A 19,637-nucleotide genomic window follows, 5' to 3' on the forward strand; every position below is an offset into this window, starting at 1 on the left:
CCGCACATGACCGCAGACCAGCCCGCACGGCCGGACTCCGCACCGCACGTCCCGGTAGTGATCATCGGCGCCGGACCGGTGGGCGTGACCGCCGCCCTCCTCCTCGCCCGGCGCGGAGTCCGCACCCTCGTCCTGGAACGCCACGAGGACGTCTACCCCCTCCCGCGCGCCGTCGCCACCGACGACGAGGTCCGCCGGATCCTCCAGGCCGCGGGCGTGGGGGAGGAGTTCACCGCGATCGCCCGCCCGGCCAACGGACTACGGCTGCTCGACGCCCGCCACCGGGTGATGGCCGAGTTCCGCCGCACCGGACACGGCCGGCACGGCTACCCCCAGACCAGCATGTTCGACCAGCCCGAGCTGGAACGACTGCTGCGCGACGCCCTCGCCCGGCACCCGGAGTGCGCACTGCGGGGCGGAGCGGAGGTCACCGGCGTCGGCCCGGACACCGCGGGCCCCGTGCGCGTGACCTACCGCGACGACGACGGCGAGCACGAGGTGTGGGCCGAGGCCGTCCTCGGCTGCGACGGCGCGAACAGTCTCACCCGTGACGCCATCGGCGCCGTATGGGAGGACCTGCGCTTCGAGGAGAGCTGGACGGTCGTCGACGTTCGCACCACCGCCGACGTGCGCTGCTGGGACGGCGTCGACCAGGTCTGCGACCCGCACCGGCCGGCGACCTTCATGCGCGTCGGAGAGGACCGCTACCGCTGGGAGTTCCGGCTCCCGGACGCCACGGGCGGCGACGGCGACGGCGAGTCGGTCCGCGAGCTGGTCGCCCCGTGGCTGCCGTCCTCCTTCGTCGACGACTTCGAAGTCGTCCGCTTGACGCGGTACACCTTCCGGGCACGCCTCGCCGACCGCTGGCGCGGCGGCCGGGTCTTCCTCCTCGGCGACGCCGCCCACCTCACCCCGCCGTTCGTCGGACAGGGCCTGTGCTCGGGCCTGAGGGACGCCTACAACCTCACCTGGAAACTCGCCCGCGTCCTGCGACAGGGCGGCGACGAGCGGTTGCTGGACACCTACGAGAGCGAGCGCAAGCCGCACGCCCGGCATGTCGTCCGGCTCGCGGTCGCCATGGGCTGGGCCATGACCGGCGGCCAGGACGGCGCCGCCACACTGCGCCGCAGGCTGCTGGCGGCGGTCTGCCGCATCCCCGGGCTGACCGCGGCGGCCGGCCGCGACCTCAGCCCGGCCCTGACCGCCGGCCCCCTCGTACGGCGCCGCCTGCGCGGGGGGCTGGCGGGCACGCACTGCCCGCAGCCGTGGATCACCGCCGACGGGCGGCGCACCCGCCTCGACGAGGTCCTCGGCGACTCCTTCACCGTCCTGACCGCCGCCGAACCCCCGCCGTCGCTGCACGCCCTCGCCCAGGCGCTCGGCGTCCGGGCGGTCCCCGTGAGCGACCTGGGCGACGACGGCACGCTCGCCGCCTGGCTGCGCGCGGGCCGGGCGGCCGCCGTACTGCTGCGCCCCGACCGCGTCGTCATGGACGTCGTCCCGGCCGGGGGGAACGACTTCACCGGCACCGCCGCCTGGGCGTCCCTCCTGCACACCACGCGCAGCCCCCTCCCGCCCCGACGGACCGCCGACGACCGCCTGTTGAGGAGCGCCACACGATGACCGTGCCCGAACCCTTCGCGACACCTGACCCGAAGGCCGTCGCGGCCGGCCACATCACGGACTTCGCCCGGCATGCCGGGCGGGCCGGATCCGACTACGCGGCCCTGCACCGCTGGTCGGTCACCGACCTGGAAGGCTTCTGGGGCGCGGTCTGGGACTACTTCGACATCGACGCCGACACGCCGTACGAGCACGTCCTCGGCGACGAGCGGATGCCCGGCGCCCGCTGGTTTCCCGGCGCCACCCTCAACTACGCCCACCACGCCCTGCGCAACCTCGCCGCCGGCGACGTGGCGGTCATCGCCCTCGACGAGACAGGCTCCTGCTATGAGGTGACCGCCGGCCGACTGCGCTCCCAGGTCGCCTCCGTCGCCGCCACCCTGCGCGAGCTCGGCGTGGGGCGGGGCGACCGGGTGGTCGGCTACCTGCCCAACACCCCGCACGCCATCGTCGCGTTCCTCGCCGCCGCGAGCCTGGGCGCCGTGTGGTCGGTGTGCGGGCAGGATTACGCGCCCAAGGCCGCCGCCGACCGCTTCGCCCAGCTCGAACCCACCGTGCTGATCGCCGCCGACGGCTACCTCTTCGACGGCACCGTCCACGACCGCCGCGACGCCGCCCTCGAACTGGCCCACGCGCTGCCGACGGTGAAGGCGACGCTGCTGGTGGACCACGTGGGTCTGCCGTGGCCGCGGCAGGCGTACCCGTCGCCGGTACTGCCGTGGGGGGACGCGGCCACCCGCAGCGAGGAACTCATCTGCGCGCCCGTGCCGTTCGACCATCCGCTGTGGGTGGTGTTCTCCTCCGGCACCACCGGCCTGCCCAAGGGCATCGTCCACGGCCACGGCGGCGTGCTGCTGGAGCATCTGAAGATCCTCGGCCTGCACTCCGACCTCGGCCCGGGCGACCGCCTGCTGTGGTACACGACCACGCTCTGGATGATGTGGAACCTGGTCGCCTCGACGCTGCTGACCGGCGCCACGACCTGCACGTACGACGGCAGCCCGGCGCCCCTCGCCAAACCCGACATCCTGTGGGAGCTGGCCGCCCGCCACCGGGTGACCGTCTTCGGCACCAGCCCCCAGTACCTCCTCGGCATGGCCAAGTTGCGCGTCGACCCGTCCGTCCACGACCTGTCGTCGATCCGCGTCGTCGGCTGCACCGGCTCCGCCCTGCCGGCCTCCGCCTACCCGTGGGTCCGCGACCACGTCGGCGACGGCGTGCTGCTGGCGTCGATCAGCGGCGGCACGGACGTCGTGTCGGGCTTCGCGGGCAGCGCCCCCAACACCCCCGTGTGGGCGGGAGAGTTGTCAGCGCCGCAGTTGGGCGTGGCCCTGGCCGCGTTCGACGCCGAGGGCTTCCCGGTCATCGACCGGGTCGGCGAACTGGTCGTCACCCGCCCGATGCCCTCCATGCCGCTGTACTTCTGGAACGACCCCGACGGCAGCCGCTACCACGACGCCTACTTCTCCTCCTACCCCGGCATGTGGCGGCACGGCGACTGGATCACCCTCACCTCCCACGGCTCGGTGATCGTGCACGGCCGCTCCGACAGCACGCTCAACCGCAACGGCGTACGCCTGGGCAGCGCCGACATCCACGACGCCGTCGAACGGCTTCCGGAGATAGCCGAAGCGCTGGTCATCGGCGCGGAGGAGCCCGACGGCGGCTACTGGATGCCGCTGTTCGTCGTCCTTGCCGCCGGGGCGGCCCTGGACGACGCCCTCCGCGAGAAGATCAGGGAAGCGATCCGGAGCGGCGCCTCACCCCGCCATGTCCCGGACGAGATCCTCGTGGTGCCGGGCATCCCGCACACCCGTACCGGCAAGAAGCTCGAAGTCCCCGTCAAACGTCTCCTCCAGGGCGCCGCGGTCGAACAGGTCGTCAACCCCGCCACGCTGGACGCCCCCCATCTGATCGAGCACTTCGCCCGGCTCGGCGCCGAGCGCCGGGGCCGGTCCGCGTGAAGCCGTACAGACCGCCCCCGCCGTCGGGACGTCCCCGGTGTTTGTCCCCGGTGTTCGTCCCCGACCGTCGTACCGACGTCGCCGGGTCACCCCGAACGGCCCCCGGGCCCCCGGGGGATCAGTGCCGGGCGAACTGGACCTGTGTCGGCTGGACCACGTTCGGCCGCACCGCGATTCCGTTGACGGTCAGCCGCTCGCCGTAGATGTCCGTCACCCTGATCGCCTTGCCGCAGCCGCTTCCGTCGGGCGACAGGAAGTAGTTGTAGGCGGTGCGGGACAACTGCCGCCAGCCGCCCGCGGTGCTGACCTCCAGCCGCGCCACCGGATTCCGGTGGCCGATCACCTGGATGCCGCACCAGTAGGGGCTGGACCCGGTCTTGTACCTGATGGACATCGTCCCGACCGAGCCGGGGCTCACCAGGCTCCAGGTGATGGGGAGCCGGCCGACCTTGAGGTCGGCGAGTTCGGCGAAGGCCTGCTGGCTGAGGTCGAGTTGCCCGGGCGCACAGGGCAGGGGGCACTCGTTGGTGATCCGCACGGTGAGGGACTTGCCGTTGGCGGCGCGGACGTGCACGTACGCGCCGCACGCCCTGGAGGTCTCGTAGTCGGTGGTGTTCATCGCCGCGATCATGAGATCGGGGCTCGGCCCGAACAGACAGGCACCGTCCCCGACGCCGGCCTCGTAGGCGGTGGCGACGCCTTGGTAGGAGGCGCCGGGCCGGATCCGTCCCGAAAGCGAGGTCGTGCCGGACGCCTCTCGCGGGGGCCGCGGGACGCCCGTGGACGACGGACGCGGTGTCGCGGAGGGCGTCGCGGTCTTCGGTCCGGCAGAGCCGGTCGGGCTCGGGCTCGCGCTCGCCGTCGGGCTCGCCGTCACGGCCGGGGAGCCCGTCCCGGCGGCGCCTGCGGCCTTCGGCTGGGCGGTGACGAGGGGCGCGGCCGCGGCGGGCCCCGCGTCGGTCTCGTGGCCGGGGAGCAACGCCATGACCAGGTAGGCGAGAACGCCCGCGGCGGTCAGCGCCGCACCCGCGCCCAGCACGAGTCTGCGCCTTTGCCTGCGCTGCCGCGCGAGCTGCCTCGTTGTCTTCATTGCCTGTCCGTTCGCAAGATCGGGCCGATGTGCACTGCTCAGTGGCCGCCCGCGGCGAAAAGGTTGCCGAAAGATCTTCGGACTCCACGCGGCCGGCCCGATCCGGTGGAGCCCCGCGGCCCGCGGGACGGACGCCCGCGCGTCCGCCCCCGCTCGGACGGGCCGCGATCCTGCGCCGTGGACTGCCGTGCCCGGGCCGCGGGTCGAAGCGGGAACGCGCTAGCGGCGGACCGCCGAGATCAGTCCGCCGGGCCCCTCCTCGCGCTGCGGCGGGGTGCTGACCGGGCGGCCGTAGGCGGCTGCGCGCTCGCGCAGGGTGTGGCTGTCGGCCTCCCAGCCGTGCCCGGCCAGCCAGCCCACCGGGTCGTCGGGCATCTCCGAGACCCACATGGACGCTGCCGATCCCGGCACGGCGTCCGCGCCGAAGCGCTCGATCACGCCGCGTGAGCCCAGCGTCAGCCCCATCCGGCTGCCCGCCGCCGACCGCGCGCTGATCCGGGCCAGCAGCAGCTCCACCGCGTCCTCGGGCAGATAGATCAGCAGTCCTTCGGCGATCCACACGGTCGGCGCCGTCGGGTCGTGCCCGGCGGCGGCCAGCGCGCCCGGCCAGTCCTCGCGCAGATCCACCGCGACGGTGATCCGTTCGCAGCGTGCGACGGCCCGCTCCTGGCGCAGCACCGAAGCCTTGAAGTCCAGTGGCGCGGCGGTGTCGACCTCGAACAGCCGGGTGCCCTCGGGCCAGTCCATCCGGAAGGCCCGGCTGTCCATACCGGCGCCGAGCAGCACGACCTGCCGGACCCCGGACGCGGAGGCCTGCTGCAACAGGTCGTCGAGGAACTTCGTCCTGATGACGATGGAGAACGCGATGCCCAGCCGACGGAGTCGGGCGGCCTCGTCACCGGGTTGCGGCGCTGAGGAGGGCCCCAGGCCGCCGGCGGTGGCGAAGGCCCGTGCCAGCGGGTCGCGGAACAGCGCGTTCTCCCGCTCGGTCTCCAGCGCCCGCACCTTGGCCACGCCCACCGCCGTGGCCCACACTCCCGACGGCTGCACCCGCTCCTGCTCATCAGTCACCGAGCCAGCCTAGATGACCGGTCCCCGAGGGGTCCGGCGAGTCGACCACCGGCTCGTCACCGGTCCCGGATCCAGTGAGGGCGCCCGCTTCCTGCGAAGCGGGCGCCTGTCGTCGGCCGGTGGCGAGGGCCGTCCCGAGCGGTTCAGCCTCGTCGGCTACGACGCGCCCGGCCGGCCGTGAAGGTGAAGCCCGCTCCCAGGGCGACCACGACGGCCGCGCACCCTGCGATCAGGCCGACCGGCGCGGAGGTCCCCGTCTCGGCGAGGGGCGGCTTGCTGCCGCTGGGCGACGGCTCAGGAGAGTCGGACGGCGTAGCCGGCGTCGTCGGCGTGGACGGCGCCGGCGGCACCTTCGAGGTGGTGGGAGGCGTGGTGGAAGGCTGGGGAGTCTCCGGCGGCGTCGGGCTGCTCGACGGCGGCGCGCCGCCCCCCGGCTGGGAGGGCGTCGCCGGGGCGGACGGCGTCGGCTGGGACGGCGACTCCGGCGCTCCGGGAGCGCACGGCTGGTCCCCGCCGTTCCACGCCGCTATGAGGTGGTAAGGGGTGACGATGTTGTCCGGCTCGTAGGGGGCGGGGCCGTGCCCGTCCCCTTCCTTCCCGTCGTAGCTGACGTCATCGCCGTACAGGTCGATCTGGCCGTAGCAGGTGGGCGGTTGGACGATGAGCTTCTGCCAGGTGCGCTTGGCGTCGTCGCTCCCGGCGACGTCCGCCGCGGTGAGCTGGACGGTGGCTTTGTCGATCAGGGTCTGGTGCCCCGAGACGAACCAGTTGGGTCCCTCGGTGGTGTACTCGGCGAGCGAGACCGGATAGGTGCAGCCCTCTGCGACGGTCTGACGAGGTGCGAGCCGCACCTCCACGGCGGCGGGCACCGTGTCCCAGGCGTGGAAGCCGCCCTGGGACGTCCAGTCGGCGCCTACGACGTTTCCGTCGGCGCCGACGATCCGGTACTGGACCGTGGCCGACTGGCAGGCGCTGTCCGTCCCGGCGTAGGCCGTTCCCGCTCCGAGTACGGGGAGGGCCGCTGCGAAGAACGCGCTTGCAGCCAACGGCGCCAGAGATCTGAGGTGTTGTGAACGCGACAAAGGGAGCCTCTGTGATTCAACGTGAGGGGTGGGGAGGGGTTCACCGAGAAGACGGCCCGGCGGCGAGGCAGGCGAGATCGCGCGCTGCGACCGTTCCGCTTACCGCAGGAGCAGCGAGGTGAGCTGCATTCTCGCCACCTTCCGCAACCGGCGTCAATTCTCTGCTGACTTGTCTCTGCGGGTTCGTCCGGCCACATCGAGTGATCACGGGCCCGGGACCGCGCAACAGGACGAGCGCAGCTCCCCTCAGAGTTGCGGGGCCGAGCCCATCTCCGCGCTGAAGAAGACCGGTTCGCTGTCGAATCCCCGGACCATCTCGTGGAACTCCCACGTTCCGGACGCGTCCTTGGTGAACTCCGCGACCGTCCCGGCGGTGGAGTCGGCGATCTGCGCGAAGTCGTCCTTCAACAGCTCCGTATAGCCGTCGACGACCAGCACTCCGGCGTTCGACAGATCCCCGAAAACCTTGGGTCCGGTGTTCTGGTGGATCGCCACCCCCACGACCACCCGGGCGAAGGAGGCGGCCAAGCGGTCGAGTTCGAAGGTCATCGCCTCGACGTAACCGAAGCCCTGACCGGTCTGGCTGTGCCGGCTCATGTTGATGGTGCCGTCCGGCGAGCGGCTGTCGAAGTGGACGATGTACACCGGCCGGCCGTAAGGGGCGTCCGCCGAGTAGGTCGCGGCGATGATGTCGAGATGATGAGGTGGCTGACCCAGAGGGCTCGGGTCCCACTTCAGTCGCACCTCGACCTTGCCCAGCCCGTTGCCGCCGCTGCTCACCGGATTGCTGCCTCTCCCGTTGTCAGGCCACCACGGGACGGTGCCCGCATGCAAAGTATGGCGCGCCCGCCCGAGGTTGATGCGGTGGTGTGACGAGATGGGTTTGGGAGCGTTCGGGTGGTTCGTCGCCGGTCCTGCAACTGTCGGCCGGGCCGGCGGCCTCCTGGACACCGAGCGAACGCCGAGTGCTGGAGGTTGTATGCAGAAGTGGCAGTACTCACCGACCGCCGTGACGGTGCCCGAGCTGGTCCTGGACCCCTACCGCTGCGGTTTCGACGCGCGGCCGACTCTGGACGGGCCGGAGTCGGGGGAGCAGTGGGGGGACGAGGACTGGCGAGTGCCGCCTCAAGCGAGGGCGGCCGAGGAAGAGCCGCTGTGGCCTGCACCTGACCCGAGCGGTCGGCTCCCGATGCCGATGCCGATGCCGATGCCGATGCCGATGGCCGCGGCCGACCGGCGGCGTCTGGAGCTGCAGGCGGCACTGATCCGAGCGGGAGTCGCGCCCGAGGCCGGAGATCTGCACGCGGTGGACGCCTTGAGCGCCCTCGACGACACCGTCAACGACGCCGTCCGGCGCTGGATCGCCGTCCGCTGAGCTCGGCGGCATCGCTGCGGTGCAGGCAAGGGGGGATCTCGTCACCGGCCCTGCGGCCGGCCGGGGCCTGCACCGCGGCCCGGCCGGCCGGACGGCGGCTGTGCCGGGCGACAGGCCCCGGGCATGGAGGCCGAGATGGCGGGTAGAGGCGCACTTGTGAAGGCAGAATGAGGGCGGCATCCACGGTGTCTCGGTCCAGAGCTGACGGCCGCAGCGGACCTGATGACCACTTCATCCGCGCCGGGTACACCCTCGGCGCAGACGACGGCCGCATCGCCGACGCCCGTCGGTGCGCCCTCGCATTCCTCGACCAGGCCGAAGCGGACTACCCCCTGTCGGTGCCCACCCGCACGAGGGACCTGACCCAGCTCGTGGTCAGCGAGCTGGTCACCAACGCCTGCAAGTACGCCCCGGGCCCGGTTCTCGTGGAACTGGGCATCAACACCCATGCCGTGGACGTCGTCGTGTGGGACAGCGACCCCCTCGTGCCTGCCGCCCGGGCTGCCGATCCCCGACGGGTCGGGCACCACGGCCTGGAGATCGTCCAGGCCGTCAGCGAGGCCCTGGTCGTCGAGCGGGAGCCGGTCGGCAAGCGCATCACGGCCCGCATCGCCCTGTCCGACAACCGAGCGCGTGCCTGACAGCGCACGCGGGACTCGTTTTCCTCTGGTGCAGGAGATGGCGACGGACGAGGTCGGGGCGCAGGGCCGGGCTCAGCGCTGAGGGGCGGGGCTGGGGGTCACGACTGTGCAGGCGTCGTGGACGGCGCGGGAGTGAGCGGTGCGGCGGCCTCCCAGGCGAATCCGTCGGGGTCGGTGAAGGCGTCGGCGGTGCTGCCGAGCACGAGGCGGTGCGAGCCGGTGCCGTCGGCGGGCACGCCGAGGTCCTTGGCCAGGCCGCGGCGCTTGTACAGCGCCAGCTTGACGAGGCCCGCCTGACCGGGGGCGAACTCGGCGTACTTGCCGCCGAAACTCTTGGCCACGGTCAGCCCCCTGCCTACGTAGAACTGCTTGGTGGCCTTCACGTCCTCGACCCCGAGCAGCAGGACGACCTCGTCGATCTCGCGGGTGGCGGGGCCGGTGTCCTTCTTCGCCGAGGTCGCGATCTTCCAGATCGTCCCGTCCGGGGCCTGGACGACGCCGCCGTAGCCCCACAGCGATTTCGCGGCGGGCTTCAGCACCGCGGCGCCTGCCTCCACGGCGGCGGCGACGAAGCCGTCGACGGTGGCCGGCCCGGACACCGTGAGCGCCATGGTGAAGCCGCGGAATCCGGTGGAGGGCGCCTCGGACGCCCGCAGGCGTATGTGCGTGTCCACTCCGAAGGCGGTGTAGAAGCGGCGGGCGGCCTCGACGTCGGCCACCTCCAGGGTGACGGACGCGACGGACACCAGGGACGGGATGGATGCGGTGGTTGCCATGGCCTCCACGCTAGGGGCTGCAGCGCGGCCGGGGCTTCTCGATTCCTGACCGATGTCGTCACCTCGCCCGTTCGATGGCCGGCCGCCCCACCGGCCCGTCCGGCTCCCTCAGGGGAGGATCTTGATGGCGCTCTGCCAGTTCAGCTCCAGGGGCTGCTGGAGGGAGATGTGCAGGAAACCCAGCGCCTCCAGCTCCCGGGCGCGGCGCAGCGGACCGACGTCCCGGGGACGCATCGCGCCGGAGGAGACCAGCTCCGCGACCTTGGCCTTGGCGGCGGAGTCGTCTCCGGCGATCAGCACGTCGAGCGGGAAGCCGTGGCCCTCACCTGTCGTGAGCAGCCCGGCGAACGTGGTGTTGAACGCCTTCACGACCTTCGTGTCCGTGCCGACGATCTGCTGGATCTGCTCGGCCGCCGACGTGTCGGCGGGGGTCACCCGCGCGTCCATGGTGGAGAAGTCGACGGGATTGCAGATGTCCACACCAGGACCTGCCCGGACAGCGTGGCACGGGCGGATCGGGCGGCCTCCAGCGCCGCGTCATAGGGCAGGGCCAGCACGGTCATGTCGGCCGCCTGCGCTGCGGTGGCCGAGTCTGTTTCGCCCTCCGGGAAGCGCTGCTCGAGCTCGGCGGCCGCCGCTCGGCCCCGGTCGGCGTCGGGGTGGACGAGGCACACGCCGTGGCCGCCGGTGAGTGCGCGGACGGCGATGGCCCGGCCCATGTTGCCAGGGCCGACGATGTTGATCCTCAAGTCGCTGCCTTCCGGTCGGGCTGGGCTGAGCGGCAGTGCCCCGGGCCGACCGTCCGGGCAGCGAGCAGAGGCCGGGTGAGGGCCCCTCCCGAAGCACCGTCCGGACACCGCCTGGCGCGACTGCATACCTATCCCGCGACGCGCCGCTTGTATGCGCTGAAGGCCCGCGCGTCACCCTTGCGTCCGACAGCGTGCCGCGACGCGTCCGGTCCCGAGGCCATCGTGGTCCCGCTGACGCCCGCTCCGGAAAGCGGCCAGAACCGGGGTGAGCCCCGGGGGCCCGCGCACCGGAGCCCCGTCACCTGCGTGATCGTGTTACGTGTCCGCTCAGTCGTTCGCCTCGTCCTGCTGGGACGTCCCCGCGAAGGCGCGGCCGGGTCCGCGGTTGCCGAAGATCTTGACGAGTGTGCGGGTGCGGACCAGCACGACCTGAGTGATCACCTGGAGCAAGATCCACGAGACCGCGTACAGGACGCCGTCCAGCGCGGGGACGCTGTCGACGGGCAGGGCGAAGGCCATGACGATCCGCAGCAGGGCGTCGCACAGCAGACCAACGCCCCACAGCACCGTCAAGCCGCGCCACACACGCCGGAACGACGCGTCGGACTCCCACAACCGCTCCAGGGTCGGAGTCTTCCCGGGCAGGAGACTGCGCAGCGCCTGGTAGGTGAACGGGCGCCCGGTGAACAGGGTGACCAGCAGCCAGATTCCGGCCAGTGCGGTGAACAGGCCGTTGCGGGCGAGAGCGATGCGCGGTTCCGCGGTCACCAGCGAGGCCACCGCGCTCACCGCGAGCAGTACGAGGGTGAATGCCCCGATCGCGTCCAGCCTTCGATGACGTATCGCGGAGTGGAGCGTGTGCAGAGCGGGCGCGGAACCGCTGAGCAGCAGAGCGGTGATCTCACCCACTCCGCCCGCACGTAGCAGGTAATAGAGCCCGACGGGAAGCACGATGTCGCAGACGACGGTGATCGCGAAAGCCCAGGGTGAAGAGGGGCTCTCGGATGCGTTGGTGGATGCCGTCGCGGAATGTGCGGACGCGGGCGTCGTGGACTCGGGGCGGGGTGTGGGGGAGGTCATGGAATGTGCTCCAGAGTGGTGGCCTTGGGCATGCCGGCCGAACGTGGTCTCACACGGGCGTCGTGCAGCGGTCGAACGCGACCGTCAGTTCGCGAGCGCACCGGTCCAGGTCCACCTCCGCCAGGGACAGATGACGGCGCAGGACGGCATCGATCGCGCCACGGATGGCCAGGGCCATGGTGAGGCAGTCGAAGCTGCCGAACTCCCCTGCCTCACAGCCCTGTTCGAGCAGGTCGGCAAGCCGGTCCACGGACATGATGCTGCGTTCGACGTCCTCCAGGCCGGTGATCTGCCGGTCCCGGATCATTTTGACGATCTCGGTGAGCGCCTGGGTGTGCATCGGATAGCGCGCGATGAAGTCGAAGTTCGACGTGATGTACGCGCTCAGCTTGCCGCGGTACGTCCGCTCGTCGCCCATGCGCTTTCCGGCCACCTTTTCGGCCTTTTCGACGATGACGCGGGCGGCTTCCGCGAAAAGCTCGGGCTTGCCGGAGAAGTGGTACGAGATCATCCCCGTACTGCAGAGTTCGGCCTGCTGCGAGATTCTGCTGAACGACGCCTTTGTGTAGCCGGATTCGGCGAGTGTCTCGATAGCCGCCTGTACTATCTGCGCCCGCCGCGCATTCTGCGTGAAAGTCCTGGTGTGCGCCTTGGCTGTTCTGGCCGTCATGACCTCAGATTAACCGGGTCTTGATCGTGATTTTCCTAGAGTCCGGAGGTTCGTTGCCTCGTTGAGATATCTCTCCCCCCGTCCCCCGCGGGCCCTTCTCCGGCTCCGTCGGTCCGGCAGCCGTGGGCGGCCGGCAGTCAGCACACCGGCGTCCGTCGAGCCGTCCTGCGGACGGCGTCGACGAGGTCCATCGTGGCGATCGAGTCCATGAGCCGGCGGGTGTCGCCGCCGCCCGAGCGGCCCGCGCACGCGAACTCCGCCAGCAGGAGCGCCAGCTGGTCGGCGGCGGGCAGAACCAGCCGCTCCTCGCGGTCCTGTTCCTCGATGACGAGCAGCGGCTGATGGGCGGCCGGCGGAGTGAACGCCCGGGTCACCGTCAGCCGGGCCCGATCGCCCCACACCGTGTACGTCGACGCATAGGCGTGCTCGAAGCCGAACGCCAGCTCGGCCAGCACCCCTGACGGTGAGGTGAGCAGTACCTGACCCGACAGATCGAGGCCGTCCGAGGCGCGGGTGCGCAACGTCGCCCCGGCCACCTCCAGTTCCGGCCCGAGCAGGTGCACGGCGGCCCTCAGCGGGTACACGCCGACGTCGAGCAGCGCGCCGCCGCCCAGCCGCGTGTCGTAGCGGATGTCGTCCTGTTGCAGGGGCGGAATGCAGAACGCGGCACGGAAGGAGGCCGGCCGGCCCACACGGCCGTCGGCCATCAGCTCCCGCACCCTGGCGTGCTGCGGGTGGTGCAGGAACATGAAGTTCTCCCGCAGCGCCAGCCCGCGTTCCGCTGCCAGCGCGCACAGGGAACGCGCTTCGGCGGCGTCGACCCCGATCGGCTTCTCCACCAGCACGTGCTTGCCCGCCCGCAGCGCCCGCTCGGCCCAGTGACGGTGCAGGGCCGTCGGGGTCGACACGTACACCGCGTCCACGTCCGTTCGCTCCAGCAGTGCCTCGGCGTCCTCCTCGGCCGCGCAGCCGAACTGTTCCGCGAAGCGGGCCGCCTTCTTCGCCGCGCGTCCGGCGACGGCCACCAGCTCCCACTCCGGCATGCGGGTCACCGTCGGCAGGACCCGCCGCTCGGCCATCGACGAGGTGCCGATCGCTCCCAGGCGCAGCGGCCGCGCCGCCGGGGCCGTCACAGCGACCTCAGCGCGGTGATCAGCGTACGTGCCTGGACACTCAAGTTGTGGCTGTAGCGCAGCAGTTCGTCGACCTGGCGCAGCGACACCCAGCGGAACTCCTCCGATTCCAGAGGCATGTCGTCCTCGACCTCGATGATGACGTAGTGGCTCTGGGCGTTGAGGAACCGCCCGCCCTCCTCCGACAGCAGCACGTCGTACACGGCCCTGCCGCGCCGCTTCTGCACCTCGTCCAGGTAGGGCGGCCACGATGCGCGCGGCAGGTGCGAGTAGTTCCGGACCGTGCACTGCACCGTCGGCCCCAGCTCGACCACCGTCAGGAAGCCGGCCTCGGCGCGCGCCCGCAGCAGCACGTGCCGTACGCCTTCGACCCGGCGTACGAACAGGGCCGCGATGCCCGTCCCGTGCGGCTCGATGAGCGGCTGCGACCACGCCGCCACCTCACGGCGGCCCGAGACGACGTCCACGGCCACCACGCTGAAGTGGTGGCCGTGGACGTGGGACACGGCGTGCGGATCATGCCGCCAGCCCTGTGTGTCCGCGAGCCCGATCGGAGACACGCTCACGTCGTGCTCCGCCCGTCGCCGGGTGATCCAACTGCGTATCTCGGCGTCCGGGTGCAGCGACGCGGCCAGGGCGGAGGCGTCCGCCCGCCAGTCGGGCAGGCACGACAGGACCGTCCGTGCGTCCATGTTCACGACGTTGTCCTGCTTGAGCAGCATGTTCACCTGGCGCAGAGTCAGCCAGGCGAAGTCCTCGCCCGCCTCCACGTCCGGACCGACCCGCACGATCATGTTGCGGTTCCTCTTGCGGAAGAACCACGAACCCTGCTCCGACTGGAGGACGTCGGCCACCACCGCACCCGGGGCGGGACTGCGGAAACACTCCAGGTACCGGACGGCCGAACCTCCGTGCACCCGCCGGTAGTTGCTCTTCGTCGCCTGGACGGTCGGCGACAACTGCATCCCGTTCACGTTGCCCGGCTCCGACTTCGCCTGCATCAGCAGGTGAGGTATTCCCCCGAAGTCCCGCATGGCGATCCCCAGGATCCCGATCTCGGGCTGATCGACGATCGGCTGCTCCCACGCGGACACCGGACCGAAGTCCGAGTGGACCCGCAGCCCGTGCACCGAGAAGAAGCCGCCGCTCGCGTGCCGCAGATCGCCGGTCCCCTCCTCGAACCGCCAGCCTGACAGGCCCGCGAACGGCACCCGTTCCACCTTCTGCGGCTGCGCGTGACGCCTGTCCTCCAGCCACGCCGCGAGTTCCACGTCGCTCAGCACACCGCCGTCGACGGTCGCCGCGGAGGCCGCCAGCGCTGCCAACGTGTGGGCCTCCTCGCCGTGCGACACCGCAGGCGCGACTGTCGGAGTCATCAATCAGCCCTTCTCTCGACCGGGGGGGTGCGACCGTGCGCGTGATCGACCAGGGCGAGCGCACCAGCGCGCGCGCACCCGCGCCGAAGGACGCGCAGCCGAATCCGCCCCCACAGGGTGCCCGTTCGCATTCGAGCATTCGCCTAGACCGCCGCCCCTTGCGGCAGGCCCCGCCACTGGCTATGGCGCGCCGCCGCGTCCGGCGGCGGTGGCCGCGGCCGGCCGGGGCGACCGCCCGGGCAAGGCCCACCGACGTGCCTAGAGATTCCCCTAGAGCGTTTCCCCGGATCACCGGACGGCCCCTGTCCGCGTGCGAATGTGTGAGCCACCCCCAGCCTCCCGCCCCCGGTTTTGGAGTGCCATCGATGAACCAGCCGGTGCCCACCGCCGTCCGGAACTCCGCTCCGGGTCACGAGCCCGTGGCCGTGGTCGGCCTCGCGTGCCGGCTCCCGGGCGCCGACGATCCGGCCGCCTACTGGGAGCTGTTGGCCGCGGGCCGCAGCGCCGTCACCGACACTCCGCAGGACCGGCGCACGGGCGTACCCGCGCAGGGCTGGCCCACCCCGCACGGTGGCACCGCACCCCTGCGTGGCGGCTACATCAGCGCACCCGCCGACTTCGACGCCGCGTTCTTCGGCATCTCGCCGCGCGAGGCCGACGCCATGGACCCGCAGGCCCGCCTCGCCCTCGAACTGGGCTGGGAGGCCCTGGAGCACGCCGGTGTCCCGGTCACCGCCGCCCTGCGCGCCGTCGCGGTCTACCTGGGCGTCGACGTGTGCGATTACGCCGACGTCGTCCGCGACGCAGGACAGGGAACCGGACACCACACCCTCACCGGCCTCCACCGCTCCCTCATCGCCAACCGGCTGTCCTACGCGCTCGGCGTCAGCGGCCCCAGCGTGACCGTCGACAGCGCTCAGTCGTCCTCCCTGGTCGCGGTCCAGCTCGCCTGCGACAGCCTCCGGCTCGGTGACTGCGACCTGGCACTCGCCGGCGGAGTGCACCTCAACCTCAGCCCGCGAAGCTCCCTGGCCGCGGCCCAGTTCGGGGCGCTCTCCCCGGACGGCGCCTGCCACACCTTCGACGCCCGCGCCAACGGCTACGTACGCGGCGAAGGCGGCGGCGTCGTCGTGTTGAAGCTGCTCTCACGCGCCGTCGCCGACGGCGACCACATCCACGCCGTCATCCGCGGCGGCGCCCTCAACAACGACGGCGCCGGAACCAGCATCACCACCCCGGACACCGACGCCCAGGCGGCCGTCCTGCGCGCCGCGTGCCTGCGCGCCGGGATCGACCCGGCCGACATCGGATACGTCGAACTCCACGGCACCGGCACCCGCGTCGGCGACCCCGTCGAGGCCGCCGCCCTCGGCGCGGTGCTCGGCACCGCCGAGGGGCGGCGCGCCCCGCTGGCCGTCGGCTCCGTGAAGACCAACATCGGCCACCTCGAAGGCGCCGCCGGCATCGCGGGACTGCTCAAGACGGTGCTGTGCCTGTCCCACCGTCGACTCGTGCCCAGCCTGAACCACGACGAGCCCAACCCCGCCATCGACCTCGACGGCCTCGGCCTGCGCGTCCACCGCGACACCACCGTCTGGGCCCCGGCCGTCCCCGGCGACCCGCTGCGCGCCGGAGTCTCCTCCTTCGGCATGGGCGGCACCAACGTCCACCTCGTCCTCGAAGAAGCTCCCGCGGCCGAAAAGGACCCGCGGCCGCCGCGCTCCACCCCCGCCACCGTGCCCTGGCTGCTGTCCGCCGCCACCCCTGGCGCGCTCCGCCTCCAGACGGACCGCCTCACCGCACACGTCCGCGACACCGGCGCCGACCCCGTCGACACCGCGTGGTCCCTGCTGACGACCCGCACCCCACTCGTGCACCGGGCCTTCGCCGTGGGCTCGGACACCGCCGGTCTGCTCAGCGGCATCACCGCGGCGGCCCCGTCCCACCCCGTCGACGGCGACGTCCACCGGCCCGTGTTCGTCTTCCCCGGCCAGGGCAGCCAGTGGGCCGGCATGGCCGCCGAACTCCTCGCGTCCTCACCCGTCTTCGCAGCACGCCTCACCGAGTGCGGCCAGGCGCTGGCTCCGCACGTCACATGGGATCTCGCCGCCGTGCTGCGCGGCGACGCCGACGCTCCGCCCCTGGACCGGTCCGACGTCGTGCAGCCCGTGCTCTGGGCCGTCATGGTGTCCCTGGCCGCCCTGTGGCAGTCGTACGGGATCCGGCCCGCGGCCGTCGTCGGACACTCACAGGGCGAGATCGCCGCCGCCTGCGTGGCCGGAGCCCTCAGCCTGGAGGACGCCGCCCTGGTCGTCGCTCTGCGCAGCAAGATCCTCGTACCGCTCGAGGGCCGCAGCGGAATGGTCGCGCTCGCCCTCCCCGAGGACGCCGCCCGCCGGTTCACGCGGAAATGGGACGATCGCGTCACCGTCGCCGCCCTCAACGGCCCCGCCTCCACCGTCGTCTCCGCCGACATCGAGACCGTCGACGACATCCTCGCCACCGCGGAGCGCGAGAACGTCCGCGCCCGCCGCGTCGGAATCGACTACGCCTCCCATTCCCCGCACGTGGACCCGGTGCGCGAGCAGATGCTCGGCCTCCTCGCGGGAATCACCCCGCGCCGGCCGAAGGTGCCCTTCCTGTCCACCGTCACCGGAGACTGGCTCGAAGGCGCTGTCACCGACGCCCGGTACTGGTACGACAACCTCCGCAACCCCGTCCTCCTGGAACCGGCCGTGCGTGCTCTGGCGCTCGCGGGTCACGGCGCCTTCGTCGAGGTCAGCCCGCATCCCGTGCTCATCGCCCCGGTCAAGGAGACCGTCGAGGCCGCGACCGGCCCCCGGCAGGCGGTCGTCACCGGAACCCTGCGCAGGGGCCAGGGCGGAGCCACCCGGTTCCAGACCTCCCTCGGAACCCTGTGGAGCCACGGCGCCGACGTCGACTGGGCCCCCGTCTTCACCGGTCTGGCCCCACGGCGTTGCGATCTGCCCACCTACGCCTTCCAGCGCCGACGCCACTGGGTCACCGGCCCCTCGGACGACGCCGCGAACGCGCCGATGCCCACCGCGACGGCCGCCGCCGTCGACGCCCCAGAGACCGCCACGGCGACCGTCCCCGCGACCGCCACCGCGACGGCCTCCGACGAAGGGACGGGCGCCGGACTCGGCAGCGACGACGCGCTCCGCCTCGTCCGCGACTGCACCGCGGTCGTCCTCGGCTACCCGGACCAGGCCCAGGTCGACCCCCAGCGGACCTTCAAAGAGCTCGGCATCGACTCCGTCACCGCCGTCGAGCTGCGCGACCGGCTCAACTCCGTCGGCGGTCTCACCCTTGCGGCGACCGCCGTCTACGAGTACCCCACGCCCGCCCGGCTCGCCGCGAGCCTGAGCGCCTCCGCCTCCGCCTCCACCGAAGTCGCCTCACGCGATCGCCACGCGGCCGCCGACGAGCCGATCGCGATCGTGTCGATGGGCTGCCGCTTCCCGGGCGGCGTCCGCGCCCCCGAGGACCTGTGGCGCCTGGTCCGCGACGAGACCGACGCCGTCACCGCGTTCCCCACCGATCGTGGCTGGGACGTCGACGCCCTCTACGACCCCGACCCCGACCGCACCGGCACCACCTACGTTCGCGAGGGCGGGTTCCTGGCGGGCGCGGCCGAGTTCGACGCCGCCTTCTTCGGGATCTCCCCGCGTGAGGCGACCGCGATGGACCCCCAGCAGCGGCTCCTCCTGGAAACCGCCTGGGAGACGGTCGAACGGGCAGGACTCGACCCCCGCGCCCTGCACGCCACCGCCACCGGCGTCTTCGTCGGAGTCACCGCGCCCGAGTACGGCCCCCGCCTCCACGAAGCGGGCGAAGCCGTCGAAGGCCACCTCCTCACGGGCACGACGGCCAGTGTGGCGTCCGGGCGCATCGCCTACGCCCTGGGTCTGGAGGGCCCGGCGGTCACCGTCGACACGGCCTGCTCCTCCTCGCTGGTCGCCCTGCACCTGGCCGTGCGCGCGCTGCGCTCCGGAGAGTGCTCACTGGCCCTCGCCGCCGGCGCCACCGTGATGTCCGGCCCCGGCATGTTCGTCGAGTTCAGCCGTCAGCGCGGCCTGGCCGCCGACGGCCGCTGCAAGCCCTTCGCGGCCGGCGCCGACGGCACCAACTGGGCCGAGGGCGTGGGTGTGCTGCTGCTGGAGCGGTTGTCGGACGCGCGGGCGCTGGGGCATGAGGTGCTGGCGGTGGTGCGGGGTTCGGCGATCAACCAGGACGGCGCGTCGAACGGGTTGACGGCGCCGAACGGTCTTGCGCAGCAGCGGGTGATCCGTGCGGCGCTGGCGGACGCGGGTCTGTCGGCGGCCGATGTGGACGTGGTGGAGGCGCACGGCACGGGGACGAAGCTCGGTGACCCGATCGAGGCGCAGGCGCTGCTGGCGACCTATGGCCAGGAGCGCGACGGCGACCGCCCGTTGTGGCTCGGATCCCTCAAGTCGAACATCGGCCACGCACAGGCGGCGGCCGGCGTCGGCGGCGTGATCAAGATGGTGCAGGCCATGAGGGCGGCGGTTCTGCCGAAGTCCCTGCACGCCGAGACCCCCTCGCCGCTGGTCGACTGGTCGTCGGGTGCGGTGGAGCTGCTGGCGCAGGCCCGTGCGTGGGAGGAGACCGACGGCCGGCCGCGGCGGGCGGCGGTGTCGTCGTTCGGCATCAGCGGCACCAACGCCCACGTCGTCCTCGAAGCCGTGACCGAACCGGCTGTGACCGAACCGGCCCTCACCGAACCGGCCGTGACGGAGCCGGCTCACTCGGTCGCGGGCCCGCGTGCCCGTGAGGTCGCGCTGCCCTGGCTCGTCTCTGCCCGCACTCCGTCCGCCCTCGCGGAGCAGGAGGCCCGGCTCACGAAGTTCGCCGCCGAGGCCGGCTCCGTCGACGCGGTGGATGTGGCGTGGTCGTTGTGGCGGTCGCGGTCGGTGTTCGAGTGCCGGTCGGTGGGTGTCGCGGGTGAGTGGGTGGCGTCGGGTT

General features: G+C 72.3%; 16 protein-coding genes. 5 read left to right on the forward strand and 11 right to left on the reverse strand.

Features of this window, described 5'->3' with window-relative positions; translation table 11 throughout:
* The first annotated feature begins 6 nt into the window (after positions 1-6).
* Together mhpA and Sri02f_RS39050 are read left to right on the forward strand one after the other, a co-directional pair.
* Positions 7-1,623, forward strand: coding sequence for a bifunctional 3-(3-hydroxy-phenyl)propionate/3-hydroxycinnamic acid hydroxylase MhpA (gene mhpA, locus Sri02f_RS39045; protein WP_109006039.1), 1,617 nt, complete (start codon positions 7-9; stop codon positions 1,621-1,623).
* The gene (locus Sri02f_RS39050) at positions 1,620-3,587 is read left to right on the forward strand and encodes an acetoacetate--CoA ligase (protein WP_174855798.1); all 1,968 of its coding nucleotides are present in this window, start codon (positions 1,620-1,622) and stop codon (positions 3,585-3,587) included. Before mhpA ends, Sri02f_RS39050 begins: the two co-directional genes overlap by 4 nt.
* Before the next feature lie 118 nt (positions 3,588-3,705).
* Here Sri02f_RS39050 and Sri02f_RS39055 read toward each other — a convergent pair whose 3' ends face one another.
* From Sri02f_RS39055 to Sri02f_RS39070, 4 genes are all read right to left on the reverse strand, one after another.
* On the reverse strand, positions 3,706-4,677 hold the full coding sequence (locus Sri02f_RS39055) for an expansin EXLX1 family cellulose-binding protein (RefSeq protein ID WP_109006040.1): 972 nt from the start codon (positions 4,675-4,677) through the stop codon (positions 3,706-3,708).
* A gap of 219 nt (positions 4,678-4,896) precedes the next feature.
* On the reverse strand, positions 4,897-5,748 hold the full coding sequence (locus tag Sri02f_RS39060) for a class I SAM-dependent methyltransferase (protein ID WP_109006041.1): 852 nt from the start codon (positions 5,746-5,748) through the stop codon (positions 4,897-4,899).
* Between the two features lie 143 nt (positions 5,749-5,891).
* Positions 5,892-6,794: a hypothetical protein gene (locus Sri02f_RS39065; protein WP_245970996.1), complete on the reverse strand. Its 903-nt coding sequence runs from the start codon at positions 6,792-6,794 to the stop codon at positions 5,892-5,894.
* A 282-nt stretch (positions 6,795-7,076) separates the two neighbouring features.
* Complete coding sequence (locus tag Sri02f_RS39070) at positions 7,077-7,610, reverse strand: TerD family protein (protein ID WP_109006043.1); 534 nt, start codon at positions 7,608-7,610, stop codon at positions 7,077-7,079.
* Positions 7,611-7,809: 199 nt separating this feature from the next.
* Between Sri02f_RS39070 and Sri02f_RS39075 the strand changes: the two genes are divergently transcribed.
* Positions 7,810-8,205: a hypothetical protein gene (locus Sri02f_RS39075; protein ID WP_109006044.1), complete on the forward strand. Its 396-nt coding sequence runs from the start codon at positions 7,810-7,812 to the stop codon at positions 8,203-8,205.
* Positions 8,206-8,390: 185 nt separating this feature from the next.
* A complete protein-coding gene (locus Sri02f_RS39080) occupies positions 8,391-8,846 on the forward strand; it encodes an ATP-binding protein (RefSeq protein WP_245970997.1) in 456 nt (151 codons plus the stop codon).
* Between the two features lie 98 nt (positions 8,847-8,944).
* On the opposite strand, the gene Sri02f_RS39085 is transcribed toward Sri02f_RS39080, so the two are convergent.
* The 7 genes from Sri02f_RS39085 to Sri02f_RS39110 all read right to left on the reverse strand — a co-directional run bounded on the left by Sri02f_RS39085 (position 8,945) and on the right by Sri02f_RS39110 (position 14,630).
* Entirely contained in the window at positions 8,945-9,622 is a 678-nt protein-coding gene (locus Sri02f_RS39085; RefSeq protein WP_109006051.1) for a VOC family protein, read from the reverse strand.
* A 108-nt stretch (positions 9,623-9,730) separates the two neighbouring features.
* Positions 9,731-10,102 (reverse strand): NADPH-dependent F420 reductase, encoded by a 372-nt coding sequence (locus tag Sri02f_RS43440; protein WP_245970998.1) that lies wholly within the window; start codon positions 10,100-10,102, stop codon positions 9,731-9,733.
* A complete protein-coding gene (locus Sri02f_RS43445) occupies positions 10,054-10,371 on the reverse strand; it encodes an NAD(P)-binding domain-containing protein (RefSeq protein ID WP_245970999.1) in 318 nt (105 codons plus the stop codon). The genes Sri02f_RS43440 and Sri02f_RS43445 overlap by 49 nt, the downstream gene beginning before the upstream one ends.
* Before the next feature lie 327 nt (positions 10,372-10,698).
* Positions 10,699-11,451: a VC0807 family protein gene (locus tag Sri02f_RS39095; RefSeq protein WP_109006046.1), complete on the reverse strand. Its 753-nt coding sequence runs from the start codon at positions 11,449-11,451 to the stop codon at positions 10,699-10,701.
* A 49-nt stretch (positions 11,452-11,500) separates the two neighbouring features.
* Positions 11,501-12,121 (reverse strand): TetR/AcrR family transcriptional regulator, encoded by a 621-nt coding sequence (locus Sri02f_RS39100; RefSeq protein WP_109006047.1) that lies wholly within the window; start codon positions 12,119-12,121, stop codon positions 11,501-11,503.
* Between the two features lie 137 nt (positions 12,122-12,258).
* Entirely contained in the window at positions 12,259-13,254 is a 996-nt protein-coding gene (locus Sri02f_RS39105; protein WP_245971000.1) for a Gfo/Idh/MocA family protein, read from the reverse strand.
* Positions 13,251-14,630 (reverse strand): NDP-hexose 2,3-dehydratase family protein, encoded by a 1,380-nt coding sequence (locus Sri02f_RS39110; protein ID WP_109006048.1) that lies wholly within the window; start codon positions 14,628-14,630, stop codon positions 13,251-13,253. The genes Sri02f_RS39105 and Sri02f_RS39110 overlap by 4 nt, the downstream gene beginning before the upstream one ends.
* A gap of 365 nt (positions 14,631-14,995) precedes the next feature.
* Here Sri02f_RS39110 and Sri02f_RS39115 point away from each other — a divergent pair.
* Positions 14,996-19,637: type I polyketide synthase (locus Sri02f_RS39115; protein WP_159106865.1), on the forward strand; the 4,642-nt coding region annotated here is incomplete at its 3' end.

Origin of the sequence: Streptomyces rishiriensis, assembly GCF_003112535.1 — a bacterium.
GTDB lineage: Bacteria > Actinomycetota > Actinomycetes > Streptomycetales > Streptomycetaceae > Streptomyces > Streptomyces rishiriensis.

What these genes read in the sequence shown, in the direction of transcription:
- Sri02f_RS39095 (WP_109006046.1), bottom strand. Translation starts at nt 11,451, where the DNA reads ATGACCTCCCCCACACCCCGCCCCGAGTCCACGACGCCCGCGTCCGCA.
- Sri02f_RS39055 (WP_109006040.1), bottom strand. Translation starts at nt 4,677, where the DNA reads ATGAAGACAACGAGGCAGCTCGCGCGGCAGCGCAGGCAAAGGCGCAGA.
- Sri02f_RS39110 (WP_109006048.1), bottom strand. Translation starts at nt 14,630, where the DNA reads ATGACTCCGACAGTCGCGCCTGCGGTGTCGCACGGCGAGGAGGCCCAC.
- Sri02f_RS39050 (WP_174855798.1), top strand. Translation starts at nt 1,620, where the DNA reads ATGACCGTGCCCGAACCCTTCGCGACACCTGACCCGAAGGCCGTCGCG.
- Sri02f_RS39085 (WP_109006051.1), bottom strand. Translation starts at nt 9,622, where the DNA reads ATGGCAACCACCGCATCCATCCCGTCCCTGGTGTCCGTCGCGTCCGTC.
- Sri02f_RS39075 (WP_109006044.1), top strand. Translation starts at nt 7,810, where the DNA reads ATGCAGAAGTGGCAGTACTCACCGACCGCCGTGACGGTGCCCGAGCTG.
- Sri02f_RS39100 (WP_109006047.1), bottom strand. Translation starts at nt 12,121, where the DNA reads ATGACGGCCAGAACAGCCAAGGCGCACACCAGGACTTTCACGCAGAAT.
- mhpA (WP_109006039.1), top strand. Translation starts at nt 7, where the DNA reads ATGACCGCAGACCAGCCCGCACGGCCGGACTCCGCACCGCACGTCCCG.